The sequence below is a fragment of the Psychrobacter sp. DD43 genome (genome assembly GCF_904846555.1).
Taxonomy (GTDB): domain Bacteria; phylum Pseudomonadota; class Gammaproteobacteria; order Pseudomonadales; family Moraxellaceae; genus Psychrobacter; species Psychrobacter cryohalolentis.
Genome location: NZ_CAJHBE010000001.1, coordinates 177,265 through 200,146, shown reverse-complemented (window position 1 = coordinate 200,146; position 22,882 = coordinate 177,265). Strand labels below are relative to the sequence as shown.

General features: G+C 42.0%; 23 protein-coding genes. 8 read left to right on the top strand and 15 right to left on the bottom strand.

Features of this window, described 5'->3' with window-relative positions; translation table 11 throughout:
* Positions 1-240: 240 nt before the first annotated feature.
* On the top strand, positions 241-864 hold the full coding sequence (locus tag JMX89_RS00855) for a hypothetical protein (protein ID WP_201550486.1): 624 nt from the start codon (positions 241-243) through the stop codon (positions 862-864).
* A 203-nt stretch (positions 865-1,067) separates the two neighbouring features.
* Positions 1,068-1,439, top strand: a complete 372-nt coding sequence (locus JMX89_RS00850; protein ID WP_133103907.1) for a hypothetical protein — start codon at positions 1,068-1,070, stop codon at positions 1,437-1,439.
* A 32-nt stretch (positions 1,440-1,471) separates the two neighbouring features.
* Here the strand turns inward: JMX89_RS00850 and JMX89_RS00845 are convergent, their stop codons facing one another.
* Both JMX89_RS00845 and JMX89_RS00840 read right to left on the bottom strand, forming a co-directional pair.
* A complete protein-coding gene (locus JMX89_RS00845; RefSeq protein WP_133103908.1) occupies positions 1,472-1,783 on the bottom strand; it encodes an NGG1p interacting factor NIF3 in 312 nt (103 codons plus the stop codon).
* A gap of 85 nt (positions 1,784-1,868) precedes the next feature.
* Complete coding sequence (locus JMX89_RS00840) at positions 1,869-2,507, bottom strand: DNA-3-methyladenine glycosylase (RefSeq protein ID WP_133103909.1); 639 nt, start codon at positions 2,505-2,507, stop codon at positions 1,869-1,871.
* A 209-nt stretch (positions 2,508-2,716) separates the two neighbouring features.
* Between JMX89_RS00840 and JMX89_RS00835 the strand changes: the two genes are divergently transcribed.
* Positions 2,717-3,139, top strand: coding sequence for a hypothetical protein (locus tag JMX89_RS00835; protein ID WP_201550483.1), 423 nt, complete (start codon positions 2,717-2,719; stop codon positions 3,137-3,139).
* Between the two features lie 72 nt (positions 3,140-3,211).
* On the opposite strand, the gene purC is transcribed toward JMX89_RS00835, so the two are convergent.
* The 4 genes from purC to JMX89_RS00815 form a co-directional block, all read right to left on the bottom strand.
* Positions 3,212-3,925: a phosphoribosylaminoimidazolesuccinocarboxamide synthase gene (gene purC, locus JMX89_RS00830; RefSeq protein ID WP_011512534.1), complete on the bottom strand. Its 714-nt coding sequence runs from the start codon at positions 3,923-3,925 to the stop codon at positions 3,212-3,214.
* A gap of 129 nt (positions 3,926-4,054) precedes the next feature.
* Positions 4,055-4,390, bottom strand: coding sequence for a hypothetical protein (locus tag JMX89_RS00825; RefSeq protein ID WP_133103912.1), 336 nt, complete (start codon positions 4,388-4,390; stop codon positions 4,055-4,057).
* 14 nt (positions 4,391-4,404) lie between these two features.
* Entirely contained in the window at positions 4,405-5,310 is a 906-nt protein-coding gene (gene dapA / locus JMX89_RS00820; RefSeq protein WP_133103913.1) for a 4-hydroxy-tetrahydrodipicolinate synthase, read from the bottom strand.
* A gap of 536 nt (positions 5,311-5,846) precedes the next feature.
* Positions 5,847-7,304 (bottom strand): Do family serine endopeptidase, encoded by a 1,458-nt coding sequence (locus tag JMX89_RS00815; RefSeq protein WP_133103914.1) that lies wholly within the window; start codon positions 7,302-7,304, stop codon positions 5,847-5,849.
* A gap of 814 nt (positions 7,305-8,118) precedes the next feature.
* Between JMX89_RS00815 and JMX89_RS00810 the strand changes: the two genes are divergently transcribed.
* On the top strand, positions 8,119-10,413 hold the full coding sequence (locus JMX89_RS00810; protein ID WP_201550480.1) for a cation:proton antiporter: 2,295 nt from the start codon (positions 8,119-8,121) through the stop codon (positions 10,411-10,413).
* A gap of 137 nt (positions 10,414-10,550) precedes the next feature.
* Here the strand turns inward: JMX89_RS00810 and tmk are convergent, their stop codons facing one another.
* Together tmk and mltG are read right to left on the bottom strand one after the other, a co-directional pair.
* On the bottom strand, positions 10,551-11,228 hold the full coding sequence (gene tmk, locus JMX89_RS00805; RefSeq protein ID WP_133103916.1) for a dTMP kinase: 678 nt from the start codon (positions 11,226-11,228) through the stop codon (positions 10,551-10,553).
* A 110-nt stretch (positions 11,229-11,338) separates the two neighbouring features.
* Positions 11,339-12,622, bottom strand: coding sequence for an endolytic transglycosylase MltG (mltG, locus tag JMX89_RS00800; protein WP_133103917.1), 1,284 nt, complete (start codon positions 12,620-12,622; stop codon positions 11,339-11,341).
* Positions 12,623-12,791: 169 nt separating this feature from the next.
* On the opposite strand from mltG, the gene JMX89_RS00795 reads away from it, so the two are divergent.
* Positions 12,792-13,556 carry a DpnI domain-containing protein gene (locus tag JMX89_RS00795; RefSeq protein WP_201550478.1) on the top strand — a complete coding sequence of 255 codons (765 nt, stop codon included), beginning with the start codon at positions 12,792-12,794 and terminating at the stop codon, positions 13,554-13,556.
* On the opposite strand, the gene JMX89_RS00790 is transcribed toward JMX89_RS00795, so the two are convergent.
* A complete protein-coding gene (locus JMX89_RS00790) occupies positions 13,553-14,047 on the bottom strand; it encodes a hypothetical protein (RefSeq protein WP_149408995.1) in 495 nt (164 codons plus the stop codon). The two genes, JMX89_RS00795 and JMX89_RS00790, sit on opposite strands and share 4 nt — an antisense overlap.
* Positions 14,048-14,106: 59 nt before the next feature.
* Complete coding sequence (locus JMX89_RS00785) at positions 14,107-14,673, bottom strand: hypothetical protein (protein WP_149408996.1); 567 nt, start codon at positions 14,671-14,673, stop codon at positions 14,107-14,109.
* 330 nt (positions 14,674-15,003) lie between these two features.
* Here JMX89_RS00785 and JMX89_RS00780 point away from each other — a divergent pair, with 330 nt between their 5' ends.
* Positions 15,004-15,156, top strand: coding sequence for a DpnD/PcfM family protein (locus JMX89_RS00780; protein ID WP_320157813.1), 153 nt, complete (start codon positions 15,004-15,006; stop codon positions 15,154-15,156).
* An 11-nt stretch (positions 15,157-15,167) separates the two neighbouring features.
* Here the strand turns inward: JMX89_RS00780 and JMX89_RS00775 are convergent, their stop codons facing one another.
* Positions 15,168-16,145 carry an aminotransferase class IV gene (locus JMX89_RS00775; protein ID WP_201550476.1) on the bottom strand — a complete coding sequence of 326 codons (978 nt, stop codon included), beginning with the start codon at positions 16,143-16,145 and terminating at the stop codon, positions 15,168-15,170.
* 3 nt (positions 16,146-16,148) lie between these two features.
* Complete coding sequence (locus JMX89_RS00770) at positions 16,149-16,814, bottom strand: hypothetical protein (RefSeq protein WP_201530540.1); 666 nt, start codon at positions 16,812-16,814, stop codon at positions 16,149-16,151.
* 427 nt (positions 16,815-17,241) lie between these two features.
* Here JMX89_RS00770 and aroE point away from each other — a divergent pair, with 427 nt between their 5' ends.
* Positions 17,242-18,108: a shikimate dehydrogenase gene (aroE, locus tag JMX89_RS00765; RefSeq protein WP_201550474.1), complete on the top strand. Its 867-nt coding sequence runs from the start codon at positions 17,242-17,244 to the stop codon at positions 18,106-18,108.
* 233 nt (positions 18,109-18,341) lie between these two features.
* On the opposite strand, the gene JMX89_RS00760 is transcribed toward aroE, so the two are convergent.
* Positions 18,342-19,469: an FUSC family protein gene (locus JMX89_RS00760; RefSeq protein ID WP_201550472.1), complete on the bottom strand. Its 1,128-nt coding sequence runs from the start codon at positions 19,467-19,469 to the stop codon at positions 18,342-18,344.
* 407 nt (positions 19,470-19,876) lie between these two features.
* Here JMX89_RS00760 and JMX89_RS00755 point away from each other — a divergent pair, with 407 nt between their 5' ends.
* A complete protein-coding gene (locus JMX89_RS00755; protein WP_201550470.1) occupies positions 19,877-21,697 on the top strand; it encodes an acyl-CoA dehydrogenase C-terminal domain-containing protein in 1,821 nt (606 codons plus the stop codon).
* Positions 21,698-21,801: 104 nt separating this feature from the next.
* Here the strand turns inward: JMX89_RS00755 and JMX89_RS00750 are convergent, their stop codons facing one another.
* A complete protein-coding gene (locus JMX89_RS00750) occupies positions 21,802-22,176 on the bottom strand; it encodes a 5-carboxymethyl-2-hydroxymuconate Delta-isomerase (protein ID WP_020442523.1) in 375 nt (124 codons plus the stop codon).
* A gap of 81 nt (positions 22,177-22,257) precedes the next feature.
* On the bottom strand, positions 22,258-22,746 hold the full coding sequence (gene ybaK / locus JMX89_RS00745; protein ID WP_133103923.1) for a Cys-tRNA(Pro) deacylase: 489 nt from the start codon (positions 22,744-22,746) through the stop codon (positions 22,258-22,260).
* Positions 22,747-22,882: the final 136 nt, after the last annotated feature.

Here is a 22,882-nt window from a genome sequence, read left to right as displayed (position 1 = left end):
TTGCAAAATTTACAACTTCTTAACACCAACGACACGTATTAATGAGCTTTAAGTCTTACTATGTGTATGTAAGAAAATATTTCAAGAATAACGATAATTAAGAACAAACATCCATAGTTTATAAGCATATTTTGCGTATTATTCATGATTGTTAGCGTTATTCTGCATTATATATTGACAAAATTTTGCAACTGTATATAAGCACTTTTTAAGTCAACTTATATCTTAGGAGATTCCATCATGAAAACGTTAAAACCTTTCTCGTTTAAAACTGTCCTTTCTGCCTCACTTGCATTTTCACTCGTCGGCGTTACTGCTGGCTGCGCTGTCGCCGGTTCAGGTTATGACAATTATCCGATATACAATGACAACAGCGGTTATAACCACGCTGAAAACAACCGTGCCATTCAGCAGCTGCGTCAGGATTTACGCCGTAAAGGTTATAACGTGATGGACGTCAGAACAGAGAGCTACCGCGGTAACCGTGTGCTGACGGTTCTTGCTAAGAAAAATAATCAAGCGTATGAACTAAAATATAGCTCACCAGATCTCAGGCTGATCAGCTCGATCAAAAAACCTTGGTCTAATGTCTGGGATGATAAAAACGACTATAAAGATAATGGCAAATACAAAGATAAACATTATAAAAATGAAGATAGCATCAAAAACGAATCACGTTATCCAGCGATTAAACGCCGTGCTATCAATAAAGTTGAGGGTATGGGTTATCGAGTCAAAGATATCGAGTTTGAACAAAAGAACAATCGTGGCGTGTTTGAGATTGAAGCCAAACGTGGCTCACAAGAGTATGAGATTACACTTGGCTATCCAAACTTGAATGTAATCAAGATTAAAAAAGATTAATGTTAAAGCCATAGTATCCGAATAACATTTATTCGTTTTATTATTTATCAAATTTTGGCATCATTTAGTATTTGATGTCCGTGGTCAAATAAGCCAGCCCTTGGTTTATTTGACCATTTTTTATCGCTTTTTCTTGTTTATCGTATACTATCTATTTATCGTCGTTTCATACGCAATTTTCATATCATTACTGAGATCATCTTATGAACATTAATTCTTTACTAAAAACCACAGCAGCGGGCAGTATGGCAGCAGTGCTATTAACGATAACCACAGGTTGTGTTACGACACCTGGATATAACCCTTATGGCGACCTTTATGAAGATATTTATAAAGACAGTAGCGTCTATAAGAAACATCAGGAAACTATCAATAACGTTGATAAAGATATTTACCGTCCTGCTATCGAGCAAAGAGCAGCAAATAAAGTCCGTAGCATGGGTTACCGTGTTGAAGACGTTAAATACAAAAAAGGCGACAACAAAATAAAAGTAAAAGCATACCGCGGTGGTGAAGATTATAAAATCGAGCTTGGCTATCCCGGCTATAATGTCTTAAAAATAAAAGAAGACTAATAGTCTGTTTTAGGAAGCATTGAAAACTGCGATCAAAAATCTAAAACTTCAATCACATCATAAGCAGGTGTTTCATAAGGATGCGCCTGCTTTAATGCGATAATGACATCACCAATATTAACCTTCGCAACCACCATCTCTACCCGCCATTCATCGACTTTCTCTAAACTGTCCTGTGTACCAATATGTGGCGTGCTACCTACGAGTGGCATGAATTGCCCTATCCCCTGCACTTGCCAACAACATTGCTCATAATCGCCAATTTTGCCAGCATCTGCTGCAAATAGCGCCGACTTTACCTGCTCTAATACTGAGTCTGGTACAAAAACGGTGAGTTTATACATGCCCTAGCCTCATTAAATAGCAACCTTATTAAATTAATCGCCTCATCAAATACTTGAAAATTAAGTTAAAACCATAAAAAATTTTCTACTTTTTTGACAAAGAAGGGTGATCAGTCCATATATAACGCAGCAACCACTCTTTTGCGTCGCCAGCATAATCAATGCCGATACGGGGGCGTAATGATACTAGTGGCTGACAACCATCATCCTCCACCCAAACTTTTGAAGCGGGCGTGATTGGCTTACCGTATAACGTTCTATCTATCTGTAAGCCCTTGGTCAGCTTGCCAGGACCTGCCAGCTGTTTGATATGATTAAGTTGTTTATTAACGTCTAATAATTGCTCATTCATTAAGCGAGCGCTACCCTCTATTAAAAATCCAGCACGTATTAAAACAGCTTCTGGCGACTCTGTTGGTCCACTGACCAAATTGAGCATATGATGAATACCATAAGTCAGGTATACATAAAAAACACCGCCTATATGGTACATAATCTCTGTACGCGGCGTACGTGTGCCTGCATGCGCATGACACGCAGCATCCCCTTCGCCAATATAAGCTTCTGTCTCTGAGATACGCATACGCAAGATTTTTTGTTGACCATCGCTGTCTGTCAGCTCTCGACACAACACCTTGCCAATTAAGTCGGCAGCTACCACGCAAGTGGGACGGGCGAACCAAGATGGCTCCAAAACACTCGATACAACTTGAGACGCTAACATCAGTCATAACCTTTTTATAAGGGTTTGTATTTACACTCTATTATCACAGCAGCATAAATTTAACATAAAAAGCCATCAAAGGCTGTCTGATAGCGACCACCATTACTTATTGCAACTGATGTTATACAGACAGTTAACTCAATATAATAGTAATCTTGATCCCAGATAGACCACACTAAAAAACATAATTAAATTAAAAGGATATAACAATGAGTAACTCTAATAGCCAAGGCAATAAGCAGCAAAATGGTAGTGATAAAGCAGAAGACAAAAAAAATGATGTAAAAGACAACAACACTGCCAGTGACACTAAAGATCAGAATACTGATAAAGGTTCTGACAGTAAGAATTCAAGTAATAGCTCAGACAACAAAGACAACAAAGACAACAAAGACAACAAAGACAACAAAGACAACAAAGACAACAAAGACAACAAAGCATCAGATAAAGACGATAGTAAAGATAGTAAGTCTTCAGATAAAAATGCTAAAAGTAAGGGCGATAAAGACTCTTCTTTAGCTGATACTGCTACTACAAAGGCAAAAGAAGTGGTCGGTACATTAGCAGATAAAGCGGCAGATGCCATGGAGTTTGCTGCTAAGAAAATCAAAGACGCTCGCAAAGACAGCTAATAAATTTAAGTGCAAAAAAACTGAGCCATGGCTCAGTTTTTTTATGTCTTAACGGTTTTAATTTTTCTACATTTAGCTCAGTGGTACACCGATACGGCTTGCCACTTCTTCATAAGCTTCGATGACATCACCTAATGACTGACGGAAGCGGTCTTTGTCGAGCTTCTTCTTGGTGGCTTTATCCCAAATGCGGCAACCATCTGGTGAGAACTCATCACCTAAGACGATACGGTCATGAAATACACCAAACTCTAGTTTGAAATCTACTAGTATCAAATCACCAGCATCAAACAGCGCTGTCAAAACTTCATTTACTTGATGACTCAGCTCTTTCATTTTAACAAGCTGTGCGTCATTTGCCCAGCCAAGAGAAATTGAGATTGACTCATTAACCATCGGATCGCCAAGCGCATCATCTTTATAGAATAGCTCGTAAGTCGGTGGCGTCAAAGCCTGACCTTCTTCCAACCCTAAACGACGTACCAAACTGCCCGCAGCAAAGTTACGCACAACGCATTCAACCGGAATCATATCCAAACGCTTGACCAACACTTCATCGTCAGACAATTGCTTTTCAAAATGCGTCTCGATACCAGCGTCAGCAAGCTTTTGCATAATAAACGCGTTAAAGCGATTATTAACCACGCCTTTGCGTGCAAGCTGTTCGATACGCTTACCATCAAGCGCTGAGGTGTCATCACGGAAATGTAAAATCAGCAGGTCGTTGTCTTCTGTTTCATAAACAGATTTGGCTTTGCCTTTATAGAGCAGTTCTTGCTTTTGCATTAGGAGGTTTCCTGTTCGTTCAAGCTTATGTGGTAAAAACGCGCAGCGACCGCTGATAACTTATAAAACCAATGAGATACATTGGTATTGATAAAAGCATCAGCGGCATAGATAAGGTTAAAAAAGACTTTATTCAGTACGACTCGCAACAGCGCGTTGCGGTTTTGGTAGCTGGTACTGTTTACCAGACTCGTTCTGTAATGTGAGCGTATTGGCGCCTGCATTAGGGGTTGGGTAAAGCGGTACAAAGGGTGCAGTCTCTTGAGCAGCTGGCAGCTGTAGCGGCGCCAACTTTTTACTTTGCTGATACTCTAGGCTACCATTGTCACGCTTACCAATAAATTCTTTTGTCGCTTGGCAGCCGCTTAATACTAACGTACTACCCAACACGACCGTCATTACAGCAGGGAATACTTTTGCAGTCATTGATGATACTTTCATCATATTATCTCTCTGAGTTAGCATTTACACGCATCATTTTATAATAAGTTTGCACGAACCAAAGCACTATCAATCGTCGCGTGATGTTGCTCGGCTAGCCATACCAGCGGCAGGCGAATGCCTTGATCTATCATACCCATTTTGTGCAAAGCGTACTTGGCTGGAATAGGGCTTGATTCGATAAACAAGTCACGATGTAAATGTTTAACGATATCATGTACTTGATTGGCGGTATCGAAATCACCGCGCAAGGCTGCTGTAAAGGTTTCACTCATCGCTTTTGGTGCGACGTTGGCAGTCACAGAGATATTCCCTTTACCACCAAATTTCATTAGCTCAAGGGCGCTACCATCATCACCAGACAAGACAACAAGACGATCGCCAACTGCTTTTATTAATTGTTCACCGCGAGCAACAGAACCTGTCGCGTCTTTGATAGAAACGATATTATCGATATCCGCTAAACGCTCGACTGTTTCTTGCGCGATATCAACGACGGTGCGTCCAGGGACGTTATACAGCATTTGCGGGATATTAACAGCTTCAGCAATGGCTTTGTAATGTTGATATAAGCCTTCTTGTGGCGGCTTGTTATAATAAGGGGCGACCAATAATGCACAATCTGCACCGGCATCTGCGGCATCTTGGGTCAGCTTAATAGCTTCCACCGTATTGTTCGCACCAGTACCTGCAATCACCGGCACACGACCTTTAACATGCTGTACAAAATAGCGAATGACATCACTGTGCTCTTGCATTGACAAGGTTGCAGATTCGCCAGTGGTACCAACAGCGACAAGGCAATGTGTGCCTTGTTCAATCTGCCAATCTATGAGGTCTGCCAGACGTTTATAATCGACCGTGCCGTCACGAAGCATGGGCGTTATCAAAGCTACCATTGAGCCTTGTAGTCGGGTTTTAATATCGTCGTATGCTGTGCTCATAACTGTGCCTTACTCTCGTATCCTAGCTTTGATTAAAGCTATCACATGATAGGTCGTTTGCAAGTACCAATGCATATTTTGAAGTATTCATTGTCAAATAGCTGCATGGATACTATAAATAATATGCATGCTCATAAACATCATTGGTAAGATCTTGCTCGAGGTTAATACTGAATGTTCGTATGTCTTATACCGTCCTTGACGCCATTTTATCTGACATTAATAGGATGATTATCTCGCTATAAAAACGCCTGCTAGTGTAGCATATTTTGGATTGACCGCTATCAATCAATTAATGCCAAATCAAGCCATTCTGAAAATAATTGCCCAGCTGCTTCAATCTCATTGCGCCATTAATAGACAGTGAGATTGAGGACGTTTAGTTTTAAACCAAACCGTCAGTTTAGCGTAATTGCCAAGGGTCGATAAAACCTTTTTAAGCCTTTTAACCAATCGTCAACACATCGTTGGCTAGCCGATACAAGCAAAAAAACGCTTATGTCCTTTTGTGCCACAAGTAATAGCAATATCTTTAACTACTCTATCCGTAATCCAATAATACCGGGGATACCTTGACGCATAACTTCGATCGTCACCACTCCCTTTTTAGGCAATACCGACACCGCACTCGAAACATCATTAACGGTTTTAATCGGTTTTTGATGCAGGTTGGTAATGATATCGCCTGCTAATATACCTGAGCGTGCTGCCAATCCAGTTGGTTCAATCGCTGTAACCAAGACACCAGTTTTATTATCAGACGCCAGCTCTGCTTGTTCCTCTGGGGTCAAATTACGTAAGGCTAAGCCCAGACTTATCTCGTTATTTTGCTGACCACGGCTTTGTGATTGCATGTCATTTGAGGCATCACTCAGCTTGCCAGTGACAAGCGATTGCTTACCATTACGCTGGATTTGCATGCGAAAGCCATCATTGGGACGCGCGCGATTAATCAGGTTCAATAAATCAGAGGCTTCCATAATTTGGACATCATTGTAGCGTAAAATAATATCCCCTGATTTTAATCCTGCTTTTTGGGCAGGTGAATCAGGCGACACGCGTGTCAGTAACGCCCCTTGCGGACGCGCTAGGTTATAGGCTTCGGCGAGATTGCGATCGATATCTTGCGGATAAATACCTAAATAAGCACGCTCAACCTTCCCATTGGTTTTGAGCTGCTCATAAACATCCATTGCCGCATCAATCGGGATGGAGAACGACAATCCCATATAACCACCGGTGCCACTAAAAATACGTGAGTTAATGCCAATCACTTCACCGCGCTGGTTAAATAAAGGTCCGCCTGAGTTACCAGGATTCAATGCCACATCGGTTTGAATAAATGGCACACTGGTTTCACGCGAAAAGTTACGTGATTTGGCACTGACAATACCTGCTGATGCTGAATAATCGAAACCAAATGGCGAGCCAATGGCCAGTACTGGTTCACCGACTTTTAGGCTACTAGAATCACCAATCGGTAGCGCTGGGAATTTTTTGCCTGTGACCTTTAATACTGCCACATCCGAGCGCTCATCGCTGCCAACTAAGGTCGCATCCAGCTCAGTTCTGTCATTGAGAGTCACTGTAATTTTGTCTGCGCCCGCCACTACATGGTGATTGGTCAGCATATAACCATCATCGGTCACAAAAAAACCCGTGCCATATGCATGCTCAATCGCTGGCGTCGCGGCTTGATCAGGGATACGTAGGCGATCACCAAAGAATTTCCGTAACAACTCAGCCGTTTGGGCTTTTGCAAGCTCAGCCTCACTCACAGTTTTGGTCACATTGACGCGTGCCACCGCTGGCGTGACTTGCTGTACCAATCCTGAAAAATCCGCTGTGGTGACAGCAGCTTGCGCACTTGGCATAGTGTTGAGATTAATACCAACAACCATGGTAGTAGCGACAGCGATTGCCAAGGTGCTGCGTTGAAGCAAGCGCTGCATGGTAGCTATGGTGATTTTCGATTTAGATATGTCGATTGGCATCTTATCCCTCATCCAAGTGATTTTTATAATTTTTGTGAGTGGCTATGCTATTAACTTATAGCACGGCTTGGCATTTTAATTCATGATTAATAAAGAGTACTTTTATCTTAGTTTATAGAGTATTTTTACTGACTGCAGCTTAGTTTGTCACCTATTGAGCATCTATCTCAATACGGTAAGTTAACTTGAATATGCTAATTACACTATACGCTAAACCACACACTGCAAACTCAGAATCATCTGAATACGATTATGACTTGCGACGTCACTTAAGGACTTCATCGAGCTATCATGCTAGCTATTAAAACCACTGATCAACCATAGCCAGTGAACAACATCGTTGCAGCACTCAGTCGCTAGTTCATCGCCAAAATGACTTATGCTGTCTGTCTTTTTAAGAGTCTTCTAACACTTTGGGTGACAGTGAGCACTCAGTTATATAAAATAAAATCATGTTATGATAACCAGTAAAACACATTTAAAACAAACAAAAGTTAGCGCTGAAACTTATTAATGTTTCATTGTTTAAATTGGCTATTATTTTACCGTATCTTCTCTCTTTTGCGCTTCTGGCTATTAGATCTTATATTCTAAAGCTCCGCGACTTTATCTAGAAGCGTATTCATCTTTGCTATTATTCTGTGTTTGCTACTATATAGTATACATGACTCATGCTGTGACTCTTGCGGTAACTGTCGATAGCGATTTTTGATAATGATATGAATGAATCATGAACTAAAAAACCGTCTATGCTAAATGCTATAGCCTCGAATCGCTCTACAGCATGACTATATTATTATAAAAGGATTAATTTATGGATACCGCCCTATTGTTATCCGGCGTGGTTGGGATTGGCATTGCCGCCCAATGGTTGGCTTGGTATTTAAAGCAACCGTCCATTTTGTTTTTATTACTGATTGGTATTATAGTTGGTCCAGTATTAGGGGTTTTCGATCCTGACTTAGTACTCGGCGAACTGATGTTTCCCTTTATCTCACTAGGCGTAGCGATTATCTTATTTGAAGGATCGCTGACCTTAGAGTTTGAAGAGATTAAACAACACGGCTCTGTAGTACAGATGCTGGTTTCCGTCGGTGTGCTAATCACTATCGCTATCGTGTCGCTGTCGACGTACTTGCTCTTTGATATCGACCCTATTATTGCCTTATTGTTTGGGGCATTGGTCTGCGTGACTGGTCCAACGGTCATTATGCCGTTACTGCGCAGTGTACGACCCAATAAAACCATCTCTAATATCTTAAAATGGGAAGGTATCATTATCGACCCTATCGGCGCGATTGCGGTGGTATTGGTCTATGAATATATTATCTCAGGTGGTGAAGCCAGTAGTATTTTGCTGTTTGCTAAGATTGTGGTATTGGCAGTGGCAATGGGGCTAGCTGGCGCGTGGGCATTAGCATTTTTGATGCGTCGCCATATGATTCCTGAATTTTTACGCAATGTTTTTACCCTTGCTTTTGTACTGGTGTTGTTTTCAATCTCCAACCATCTGGAACATGAATCCGGTTTATTGACGGTGACTGTACTTGGGGTTGCGCTGGCTAATTGGCCAAAATTCCCGCGTGATACGATTTTAGAGTTTAATGAATCGCTTACCATCTTATTGGTGTCGGTCTTATTTATTATTCTTGCAGCGCGTGTTGAGCTGGAAAGCTTATTGAGCGTCGGCTTTGCAGGTCTCGTGCTACTAGCGATTGTAATGTTTGTCGCCCGCCCCTTATCGGTTTGGGTATCATCTATCGGCTCTAACCTAAAGACCAAAGAAAAACTGATGATCAGCTGGATTGGTCCGCGCGGTATCGTTGCTGCTGCCATCTCATCACTCTTTGCCATTCGTTTACAAGAGTATGATATTCAAGGGGTTGAGCTACTAGTGCCTTTGGTATTTTTGGTCATTATTGGTACGGTGATGATTCAGGGTTTGGGCGCAAAAATGGTAGGGAACTTTTTGGGTGTTCGTGAGCCTGAAACCAACGGTATCTTGGTCGTTGGCTCAAACCCTGTCGCCTTGTTAGTCGCTACCTCGCTAAAGGATCAGGGCTTTGATGTCATCGTTGCTCATAATAACTATACCAACATCGCTAGCGCGCGCATGAGTGGCTTGCGTACTTACTTTGGCAATCCTGTCTCTGACCACGCTGACCATCATTTGGATCTCATCGGTATCGGACGTTTATTTGCCATGAGTATGGATAAAGAGCTGAACACTTTATCCGAGATTCACTATCGTCATGAGTTCGGTGAGCGCAAACTGTACCGCTTAAAGTTTAGCGATGAAAAAGTCAAAAGTGAGCGCGATGACAAGCAAGGAAACTTCCATTCGCAGTGGCTATTTGGCAAAGATGTGACCTATACCAAGCTTGCCAGTATGCTGTCCAAGAAAGCTCGTATCAAAATCACCAATATCACCGACAGCTATAGCTTTGAGCAATATAAAGCCGATAATAAGCAATTTGTACCGCTTTATACGGTCGATAAAGAAGGCAAGCTACATGTAATTACTGACAAATTCGATGGTACGGTGCCGCGTGATCGCAAGCTTGTTTCATTGGTCGTCGATGATGACGTACAGCCAAAACCGGTCGATGTGACACCAAAGCAAGAGCAAGCACGCGCTGTAGCTGACGCAAGCTTTGAGTCCGACTCTAAAGCGCCTGAAAAACGCCAAGAAATAGAGCTGGCGGACGATGATAGTGAGGTAGAGGAAGCATCTTTGATAGATAACGACAAAGACGCTGAACAAAATCTACCTAACGATGTGTCAGCTGATGCTAGCTTAGCGTCTAATCCATCTTCAACCATGCCAACAGCATTAAATGATGAAGGAGCTAACGAAAAAATAGCAACATCTGAATCTGCCAGTACTAGTCAGGTCAATCCCGAAGTATTGCCTGCGAATCCCAATATGCCAGTAATACCTAAAACAGCCAGCAGTAGTAAAAACAGTGGTAACGGTAATGGCAGTGCGCCGAAAAATAAAAACGGCTCTCTAGACCCCAACCGTTTACCGGACTCAGGCCAAGATAAAGCAGCCAAGAGTAATACTGCTGAAGTTATATTAAGTAAAAATATAGGTAAAAATGATTGAGATAATGGTCATATAGATAAAACCTAAATAAACAACGCTTAAATAGTGTTTATTAAATGCCTATCAATGAACAAAGCCCCAACTAGTTAGTTGGGGCTTTTTATTGGAACAAGCTTATTTCTTTATGAAAATGTGTATTAAATATCCAACTTCTCTTCGATCGTCTGCCATATTCGTGCGCTGACCTCATTCGTGCTGCCTGAGGCATTAATACGCTGGATACGTTCAGGCTGCTCGCTAGCAAGGACGCTAAAACCTTGATGTACTCTGGTAAAAAATTCCGTCGCTTGCTGCTCAAAGCGGTCAGCGGCACTGCGTTTATTAGCACGTGCCATGCCTTCTAATACTGGTAGATCTAGCCACAGTGTAAGCTCGGGTAATTGCACCACAAACTGCTCGATAAGCATGTCAATTTTGGCACGGACAATCGCATCGCCATCTGCACGTCCAAAGCCTTGATAAGCAACCGTCGAGTCGGTAAAGCGGTCACATATTACCCATGTACCACGTTGCAGCGCTGGCAAAATGACTTGCTGCATATGATCACAGCGCGCAGCAAACATGAGTAGCAACTCTGTATCATCATTGATAGCGGTATTCGGGTCTAACAATATCTCGCGCAAGCGTTCAGCAAACGGACTACCACCCGGCTCGCGGGTGCGCAGATAATCAATGCCGCGCGCTTGCAGACGTGCACATAGTTGCTCAATCGCCGTGGTTTTACCAACGCCTTCAGTGCCCTCAAAACTAATAAAACGCCCTTGAGTGGGCGTAGTGGTGGTTTGAGAAAACGGCGCTTGTATGGATGCTGACATGATATGACCTTATGTCATTATTGAGCGTTATCATTACTTTTATTTTATAACGATAATGCTCAATAAATGATGGTTTTTTAAAGCAATATAAATAGCAACATAAAATAGTGTTACTGCGGCGGCGTTTGAGCTTTCTTCTCACGCATGACACCGAGATACTCTTTAACTGCTTGATTGTGCTCAGCTAGGCTATTGGTAAATTTATGCCCACCGTTGCCTGTCGCCACAAAATATAGCGCTGCGCTATCGGCAGGATGTAAGGTTGCTTCGATAGAAGCCGCTGACGGCAGTGCAATGGGTGTCGGCGGCAAACCATCGATTTGATAGGTGTTATAGCCTGTTTTTTCATCGATGTCTTTACGGCGAATATTGCCTTCATAGCGGCTGCCCATACCATAGATAATGGTGGGATCCGTCTGCATACGCATGCTTTTGTTCAAGCGATTATTAAAGACGGCTGAGACCAAAGGACGCTCTGCTGCCACACTGGTTTCTTTTTCGATAATAGATGCCATTACCAGTGCCTCATAAGGGGTCTGATAAGGGAGATTTGGCGCACGGTTTTCCCATGCCTTGGTCAGCGCTTGCTGTTGGCGTTTGTACAAGTCGGTCAATACCTTCTTGTCGGTAGTGCCTTCCCCATAATAATAAGTATCAGGGGCAAACCAGCCCTCAAGATTGTGATTGACGATAGGATCATTACTATTGGCAACTGCATCCGGCAATATGCCAACCAAATCTAACGCTTCTGCGATGCTAGCATTCGTACTGTCAGCGGTTAGCACTTCTTTTTTGATGCCTTTGTTATCACGTAGCGCCTGATACAAATCTTTTGAGGTTTTGCCCTCGATAATTTGTACTTTAACCATCGCCGCTTTTACCCCTTGCCCAAGCACGTGTAGCGCTTCAGCAATGGTAGGGTTTTCCGGTAATTGGTAAATACCTGCGTGCAATGGACCATCGACTTGCGTTTTCATATAAAGCTTGGCAATCGTGGCAGAAAATAGCGGAATTTCCTGTTGCCACTGCGGTAGCAACCCGTAATAGGTCTGACCCTTTTCAATCGTCACCATTTGCTGCGGCTGTTCAATCCGACCAAATAAGGTCTGATAAACCATGACTAAGAAAAATGCCGCAATTAACCCGAGTACCAACAACACTTGATAACCACGCTGCATAAAGAATGAAGGATTGTCGGCTTTATAATGACGTGGTTTATTATTACCACTTATGAGCGAGACATCTGTAGGCGGAACTTCCTCTACACCTGTCTCATCGACTGGTTTTGAATTCAAAGGTGCCCCGTCGACACGTTCATCAACAGTGCCTTTTTGGTCATTCGATAGCGTATCATTAGGACGTTCAGGAGGCGTTTCAGGTGTGGGCGTGCTCATGGCAACTCGCGAGGCAGAAGTTTGCTAGAATTTAGCACTGAACCGTGCGCTTTTCAATGGTATTTGCTTAGCTTATCCATTAACTTAGCGTTTAAGCTCATTTATATGGCTTAATACTCATATCGCTTATTTATCACTTCAAATCTTTCCTTTAATAAGAAAACGGGCTATGAACCTTAATTTTAATCAAAATCTCGCTGCAGACTATAAATCTCCCAGTCAAATCATTAGAATATTAAGTGAAGATTGGGTCGCCAACCAAAGTTATTGTCCTAATTGTAATGCCGAACCATTGGCTGCATTTACGAACGGCAAACCTGTCGCTGATTTTTATTGTGCAAACTGTAAAGAAGAATACGAACTAAAAAGTAAGAAGGCAAAATTAAGTAACATTATTAATGATGGCGCTTATGACACCATGATTGAACGTATCAACAGTGACAATAATCCCAGCTTTTTCTTTTTGACCTATTCTCAAGCATTGAGCGTCAACAACTTCTTAATCATTCCCAAGCATTTTTTTAAACCCGATATGATCATAAAACGTAAGCCATTATCAGTCACTGCCAAACGTGCGGGCTGGGTTGGCTGTAATATTGACTTGCGTAAAGTGCCCGAATCAGGAAAAGTATTTTTAGTCAAAGACCAGCAAGTCATACCACGAGATAATGTCACTGAGCAATTTCAAAAAACCTTGTTTTTACGTACACAATCTATCGCCTCACGCGGCTGGACACTAGATGTACTGCAATGTATTGATAAGCTAGAGGCTAATTTCTCTCTCAATCAGGTTTATGCATTTGCTGACTTATTAAAACTCAAATATCCTGAAAACAACCACATTAAAGATAAAATCCGTCAGCAATTACAAGTACTACGCGATAGAGGCATTATTGAGTTTGTTCAGCGTGGTCATTATCGAAAAGTATACTAAGTTTGATTATCATCCCAAAGTGGCAAATAAGCGCTTGCTACCAATCGTTCATAGAATTTGTGCGGAGGATAATCCATTTCCAACTCATCATTTACTTTAAAAAAAGTGTCCATATTGTCTTTAATACATTTAGAGGATTTGTTTTTTACCTGTTTATTCCAGCCTATTAATAGTCCTAATGGCGTACGAGAAGCCTTGGTAAAAGCTTGTCTTTTTACGGTAAGCGCACACATCACAGGTTCATCATGAGGTAGCTTGTCTACGCCTTGCTCTATGACTTCTTGGCGTATATGTGCATACTTAAATACCCCACCAAATGCTGTATATTTTTTATCTTTCTTAGAGTAAACAATATTGAATGCTATCTTTGAATAACCAGCTAAGTGAACGACTTCATCAGGATATTTTTTTGCTTTACGACATATTTCACTAAATAGCATTAATCGGCGGATTTGTAGTGGGATACGTTTTTCTTCATAGGCAGTGCGCATTTGTTATCTCCTGTTCAATAATATTTAATAAGGTACGATCAATTTCTACGTATTTTAAATTATATTAAGCGTTTCTCATTAAAGCGTTCAGGTCTCGGTTGCCCTTTATTATCACGGTATACATCTGCAATTAATTCCTCTCTATCGTCCCATAAAGGTAAACGTGCCGTTGCAACGAGACGGTCATGAAACTTATGCGGTGGGTAGTCTGAGTCAATTTCATCATTAATCCGAAAAAACACTTCTTCACGATAATCGACGTAAGCGTGCATTCTATTTTTAACATAGTTATTCCAATACCAAACCAGCTGGATAGCTGTGCGCGCGGGCTGAGTAAACTGTTTCAAATTGACTGTTAGTGCACGCGTGACTGGTTCGTCGTTAGGAAAAACTCTAATACGTTGCTCGATAACTTCCTCTCTTGTTTCTGCGTACTCAAACACACCGCCAAACGCAATAAACTTTTTAAAGTCTTTCAAATACATAACACCGAGCGATAATTCCGTGAATCTTGATAAGTGAATAATTTCATCAGGTTGTTTTTTTGCTAATTTGCAAATCTCATCAAAAATTAACAGTCGACGGATTTGTAAAGGTATACGTTCATCTTCGTAGACGTAGTCCATTGATTTCTCTCCTTATCAAAACACTATCATTGATCGATTTTCCTTATCGCACAAGTCTACGTAACAAAAGACGATCACTTCTTTTTAAGCACCTTTGCTAACCTATAGTCAGTGAAAAGTAATATCGACACATTATGTACTGCGGGTATCAATTTTTCTTGCTTGCTGTGCCTACGCAGACAGAGGCTGCAAAAAATTTATACTCGCAGCACCGTAGCGTTTTTAGAGTATTTTGACTATAGCGGATATAAATACTAAAGAAATTTTGATAAGCGTATATCGGGAATAGTAATGATGAAAATAGATAAGAAATTAAAGAGAGTTTTTTAGATAGAGATTGTTGAAACGTTGAGTAATATCGTAGAAGTTGGCGCAGAAAACGAGCAAGAAGCGCTATTAAAAGCGCAACATATGTATCGAAACGAGGAAGTTGTTTTGTATCCTGACGACTTTATTGATACTAAATTTAATATTTTTGAATAGGATGAAACAGATTAAAAACCCACCACCTCACCCGACAATAACGTCAAACTGCTCATTGGCATGATACCGCGCAGCGCATTGCAAAAGAACAGCTGGCTTAAATGTGGCAAATCCTTATCTTGTAATGACCGTACAACAACTGGATATTTCGTCGTAGATAACTCATCAATGATTACTTGCCGCATCACCCCAGCGACACCCGACTGTGCCATTGATGGCGTGTACCATTGCCCTTGCATTAAGTCATTCGCATGAGTTTTATTAGCATTGCCTTTATTAGCATTAGGGAGATTGATCAGCTCTGATGACGGCGACTCTACCAATCGTGAATCGGATAATTGATAAAACACATTGCTCATCGTACCCTCAACCCAGCGTCCACTCATATCACGTAGCAAACCCTCACTGATATCTCTCTCACCATTAGATGTGAATACATTAGCCTTGATACCCTGCAATTCCGCACTCGCCAGCACATTATCAAGACGATTAAGACTTTTTAGTCCAGCAAGAGACGGCGGCAGACAAGCGAGTTGCGAAGATAAACAAATAGCCGTACTCACAGGTTGTACAGGTATAAAGCCTTTATCATTCAATGACCATTGCTCAGCAGTGCTCACTGTCATCACAGAGGATTTTAACCAAACCTCACACTTGCTACCACACTCACTTGGCACATAGCCATAACCGCGGATGTCTTGCGCGGCGCGTGTAATGACAAGCTTAAGCATGCCTTGTTGTAGCTGCGTAGCATACGTTTTTAGTATCGTTAGTATCGCATGACTATCTAAATCAAGCTGCAAGGCAGTCGCATGAGAGATGAGACGCTGATGATGATACTCCGCCCACAGTATCTGCCCATTGATAACGCCCATGGTGGTAAAAAAACCATCGGCGTATGCCAATCCGCGATTGTCTAATGAGGCGGTACTGGCTGTGGTCTGCTTGTCTAATGCCGTTAAACAGACCCAGCTATTTGATGGCTGCATGGCTTACTGATTTTTTTGGCTAGCAGACTTATTGATGACCAGCATACAGCTATAGAACTCACATTTTGCCAGCTCTACTTTTTGCCCACCGATGACTTTATTTTTGATAATTTGACCGTTTAGCATATCAGCCACCAGCTTACCGCCCTCATCACCCATTAATTGACGGGCAAGTTGATAGGATTTTTTGGCATGACCTTGACTCAGCTCTTTTTCTTTATCCGAGTCGGTAGGATTGGCAAAATACCAGCCAAGCTCGAGATATTTTTCAGAATCGATAAGATCTAAATAAGGTGCTTCGGTATTCATAAAGCGGTATTTGGACGCAGGATTACTGGCATAATCCAAGCTATTTTCATCGGTGCTGACCACTTTACCAAGTGTTGATTTGATATCGTCTAGTTGATCGACACGAAGCGGCTCGACTTTCTTAGGACCCCATGACGCGACATCATATTTGACTGGGGTGCCCTCTTGAGCAGTAGCACCATCTAAATCAGCATTTGGCGCAGGGTCTTTTGGTTTTGGTGTATCGGAGACGGTCTGCTTATCAGCACTTACCTCCTCTGTTGATACTTTGCTGCTTTTATTGTTATCACAGGCGCTTAACGACACGCCAACTGCCATTATCGTACTGACCATAAGGGTCTGTAGGGTGTTATTCCACATGGGCAACTTACTCACACTTTAAGATAGTTCTGAAAATGGTATTAACAAGCAGCTAGGTATGCCGCTGATAATGAATAGTGTCTGTTATTGAAATCTTGCTATCACTGAATTCTATACATACGCTTTTTCTATTTAAATATTCTATAAATCACATTAAAAAGCACAGGGAAAAATAATATGGTTACTTTTTCATGCTCTCTAGTTTACCCAACTGCTTAGCGCTTGACCACCCTTTACCTTACGGATAACACTCGCAGAGAGTACAGATTTGTTAAGATGCTAACGTCATAAAAATTCATCCCGACTCAGCTAGTTATATCCATAGCTTCAGGTTTGTCAAACGGCGCGTTATCCCTTATGATAAGTACGCTTTGATACCCTTACTCTATCACCCTTACTTATGCACTGTACCGCCAGTGGAGCCTTTATGACCCAGCACTTTATTGTTATTGGTAATCCGATTGCCCACAGCAAGTCTCCTGAAATCCATACGTTATTTGGTACGCAAGCAGGGCTTGATATCTGTTATCAACGACAATATTGTCCAGATGATGCGGCAAGTTTTACGGCAGTGGTAGAAGCGTTTTTTCACGGTGGCGGCGTGGGTGCTAATGTAACTGTGCCTTTTAAACAAGTCGCATATGAATGCTGTGCAGCACGAGGCGGCTTATCTGAACATGCCAAAGTGGCTGGCGCGGTCAATACTTTATTGTTAGATAAAGCACTATTGGCAAAAGGTGTATCACCAGTAGAGGCGTTATTTGGTGACAATACTGATGGTCAAGGATTGGTCAATCATATGCAGCGTTTAGGCTGGCCATTGAATGGTGCACGCGTGGCAATCATTGGCGCAGGCGGTGCAGCGCGCGGCGTGGTATTGCCACTGATAGAGGCTGGTATTGAAACGCTGACCATCGCCAATCGTACAGTGAGTAAGGCAGAAATTTTAGTCGATGAACTTAGCACCGCAAGCGAAAAGATAAATCAACATAGTATTCAGACCTATGCGACGGCTGACTTAAGTGGCGACTTTGATATCATTGTCAATGCCACATCCATCGGACTATCAGGTGAAGCCTTGCCATTAGCCGATACGCTAAACTGCCAATATGCTTACGATATGATGTATGGACGTGAGCTGCCATTTTTACAACATTTTTCTATCCGTGGTGCTCAGACATCAGATGGTTACGGCATGCTGATCGGGCAAGCGGCGTTAAGTTTTGAGCGTTGGACAGGACGCGCTATTGATGTTGCGCAAACGACTGCCGCATTAGAAAACGTATCAACATAATAAACGGTGCACGAGTGCAGCTACCACCTATCTAAATGATAAAAACGATCTACGTTTTTATACTAGGGCGTGTCCTCAATTCAATTGATCATATCTAAACGGGCTAAAAATGGCTAAATTTTGCCAAACATCGTTAAATAGCTGGTTAATATCCCGATATTATCTGCGCTATTTTCCTTGTTTGACTGCAATTTATCTCATTTTTATCACCATTTTTGAAATGAGGACACGCCCTAGCCAAATCGTGTCAGCAGCCATTTTTCTATACGGCGCAGCGGTACACGCAAATTCGTTGAATGCATGACAACCCCGCCACCAAGACCAACCATACAGCCAAGTAGTGTATCCAACAAGCGTGTGTGCGTGACCTCTTGATAAACCGCTGACGTAAGCGGCAACCCACTGCCATATTCTGCAATGAATATCGTCAGTGGTGTGATAAATACAACGGCTAGTCCATAATGACGATCTACCAAGGATTCAATACAAAGCATCATAACCAATATTGAAATAGCGATACCCCATATCGACAGCCCCCAAGATAGCATCCAACTCGCCAGACCCGCGCCTACCAATGTCCCTAGTAAACGATGTAGTTGCTTAATCCACATCGTCCGTAAGTGGATACCCTGAATGATCAGAAAACAGCTAACCGCTGCCCAGTACGGATTAGACATATTTAGCATTAAGGGAATCAAGAGCGCTAAACTGACAAAACCCGCGACAATAATGCTTTCACTGATGGTATCAGGCTCATAGCTATAAGTTGGTGTCGGCGTAGCAGGACGCGTCGCTAATAAAAATAGTGAATACAGCAACCCCATGATTAAGGCAAAGCCACTGCCCAGCATCACAAGCCCAGTGGCTGACATGATTTTCTCTAATGGCAGTGGTATAAATAATGCTAGCGCCCCAGCCATCATCACAAACAAGCCAGCTGGCGGCGGCTGGCGATAATAACGTCCAAACATAACCACACCAAAGGCTATCAGCATAAACACTGGCAGCCTAAGAATAGGCACTTGCTGTGCTGCCAAGCCGAATGCAAAGCATAACGACATGGCAAAGCCCCATGCCATTAAAGTCACTAAACGATAAGGCAGCTTGCCTATTAAAGGTAAATTCAAGATGACCATTGCCCCCAAAGACGCTTTGATACCTGATGGCAAAGCCTCAAAGTAAGCGCCCACAAATACGGGGAAACTGATGGTAATGGCAGCGATAATGGGCATATGCCATGGTCTCTTGCTTTGATTGACGGTGAGCAAATGAGCAAGCTCACCATCTATCAAAAACTTCAGGCGAGTCAATAATAGTGTCAGCCAAGACACCCGCTTTGCCTTGGACTTTGGTGCGCTCATACAAGGCCTTCCTTATATCGTAAATGCATTAGAATAATGGGCTTACCGTTCGCCTTGATCATACGGTTATTCTTATAATAGATAATGGCTTAGCAAAATATGAGGTTAAAAAGCTCATTGACACAATAATAACTTAATGTTTTAATTATACTAATAAACTATGAATATTAGTTATTAGTTATATATTTGTCGCTATATAAGATTTATACTGCATCAATGCGTAACGACTGTTTTTTATCAAGGATAACTTAACAGTTTCCAAAATAGACAAGCTAGCCTTAACATATCCACCCATTGACTCAAGATATTCTCTGTTTTTATTCCAAATAATTAAAATCGTTTCCATAAACTCTGGCTTAAAAACTAAGTCAACCGTCTATGATAGCGAACAACTAAAGAGAACGACTATGTTAACTTACAAAGCACCTTTACGTGATATCAAGTTTTTAATTAATGATGTATTTGACTACCAAACGCATTATAAAGATTTGGATAATGGCGAAAACGCAGATCCTGAAACCGTTGATATGATTCTTCAAGGGATGGCAGATTTTGCCGAAAACGTTTTGGCACCTTTATATCAGCCAGCGGATGAAGAGGGTTGTCATTTTGAGAATGGTGTGGTGACTACGCCTAAAGGCTTTAAAGAAGCATATCAGCAGTTTGTTGATGGTGGCTGGCAAGGTATTTCTTACCCTGAAGAATATGGCGGTATGAACTTACCGACCTCATTGAACCTTATCAAAGCTGAAATGATCGGTACGGCGAACTGGCCTTGGGCAATGTATCCTGGTTTATCAACCGGCTGTATCAATACCATTATGCAGTATGGTACGGATGAGCAAAAAGAGACGTATCTACATAAATTGGTCGAAGGCTCTTGGGCAGGCACTATGTGTCTAACTGAGCCACAATGTGGTACAGACTTGGGTCAAGTAAAGTCAAAAGCTATTCCACAAGACGACGGCAGCTATAAACTTAGCGGTACTAAGATTTTCATCTCAAGTGGTGAGCATGACTTAACTGAAAACATTATCCATATCGTTTTAGCACGCCTACCGGATGCGCCAGAAGGCACGCGCGGTATTTCATTGTTTATCGTACCGAAATTTTTGCCAAATACTGAAGGCGAAATTGGCGAGCGTAATGGCGTGACTTGTGGTTCTATTGAACATAAAATGGGCATCAGCTCATCAGCCACTTGTGTCCTAAACTTTGATGATGCGGTTGGTTACTTGATTGGTGAGCCGAACAAAGGTCTAAAAGCCATGTTCACCTTTATGAACACTGCCCGTATCGGTACTGGTATCCAAGGTCTGGCGCACACTGAATTGTCATTCCAAAACGCCCTACCATATGCCAAAGATCGTCGCTCAATGCGCACTTTATCAGGTATAAAAGATCCTGAAAAAGTTGCTGATGCAATCATTCATCATGCTGACGTACGTCGTATGTTACTTACCCAAAAAGCCTTTGCTGAAGGCGGTCGCTCGATGATTTATCATTCAGCACGCTATGCAGATAAAATGGTTCAAGGCATCATCAATGGCGATGATGAAGAGTTTGAAAAATGGGATGATAAACTTGGCTTCTATACGCCAATCCTAAAAGGCTTCTTAACTGAGCTTGGTATTGAAGCAGCCAAACACGGTCAGCAAGTATATGGCGGTCACGGCTATATCAAAGAATGGGGCATGGAGCTGATCGCTCGTGATGCTCGTATCGCAACCATGTACGAAGGTACGACCGGTATCCAAGCATTGGATCTATTAGGTCGTAAAGTTATCTTGCAGTCTAAAGGTAAAATCATCCGCGACTATACCTCAAGCATCATGAAGTGGTGTGGCGAGTATGCCTTAGATAAAGACATGCGTAAGTTTGTTTGGGCATTGACCAAGCTGTGTGCTGAGTGGAATACCCTGACTGTACGCTTGATGCTGATGGCACGTAAAGACCGTGAAATCATCTCAGCAGCATCTGATGATTTCTTAATGTACTCAGGTTATGTGATGATGGGCTACCACTGGGCACGTATGGCAGCGGTTGCTTATGACAAGCTTGAAAATGGCGGTACAGAATCACCAGAGTTCTACAAAGCCAAAATCCAAACGGCAGAATTCTATTTTGATAAGCTGTTACCACGTACTTCAGGTCACGCCGAAGGCATGGTTGCACCAAGCAGCAGCATGACAGCAATGGATATCGATAGCTTTGCATTTTTAGACTAAGATTGATTAAAAGCTAGCCTAAGACTGTTATAAATAAAAAAGCGCTTAGTTGAATAACTAGGCGCTTTTTTTATACTGTATTAGCAAGTAACTAATAAATTCAGTTACGCATTTAACATTTTCTTATGATACACCGCGCTAATCTCTTCAACCTCTACGCATACTTGTAACGATGCGCGTCCTGATTGCTCAGCGCTCAGAGTTTGCTCTATAGTAGTCATCAATTGCTCAGCAAGCTGATTACGGATACTTATATCACGACCGCTCATGATTTTTAGATGTGCATAAATAAAGCCATTAACTTGCTCATCATCTTCAACGCCCACTAAAAACGTTTCGACAGGAATGATGCGTGCTTTAATATCTGTTGCTTTACCAAAGTGTCCACTGTCCCACAAGATTTTATTCAACGCTTTGAGGAATGATTCTTCGTGAGCAATACTGACATTGGGTGTCACTTGAATGGTTAAATGCGGCATGATTATATCCTTATACAATACGGGTAAAAAACGAAAAGTGAATAGCTTCGCAAAGCTAATGTATCTGACAATCAGCTGTTTTCAATCATCGGTAATAGAGGCAAAGCGAGCCGTAAGTGTCGTCGCTAATTGTGCTGGCGGCAGTTCAATCTCTAGACCACGGCGACCACCACTGATGTAGATAGTCGAATGTGTTTGCGCTGACTCATCTATAACAGTTGGCAATCGTTTTTTTTGTCCCAATGGACTGACACCGCCTAATACGTAGCCGGTACTACGCTCGACCTGTTTGGGATCTGCCATTTGGACTTTTTTGCAGGCCAGCATTTTATTAACAGATAGCGCCTTAGCCATTTTTTTAAAGTTTAAGGTTTTATCCACTGGCAAGATAGCAACAGCGAGCACATCTGTATCGGTCAATACGACCAAGGTTTTAAAAACCTGTGTCACGTCAACATTCAGCTTTTCGGCCGCTTCTAACCCGAAAGAGGCAGCGTTACTGTCATGAGTATATTCATATAATCGATAATCAAGACCACGTTGTTTGGCGAGATTGATAGCTGGCGTCATAATATTCTCACTGAATTAAGTGACGTTAATGAGTAAGCAGAAATACAAGATAGTATATCTTGTTCAAAACTATTTTTACCCTAAATACTTTACTTTTCAAATCATTGAATAGCTTATGCGGCGCGTATCTTATTGC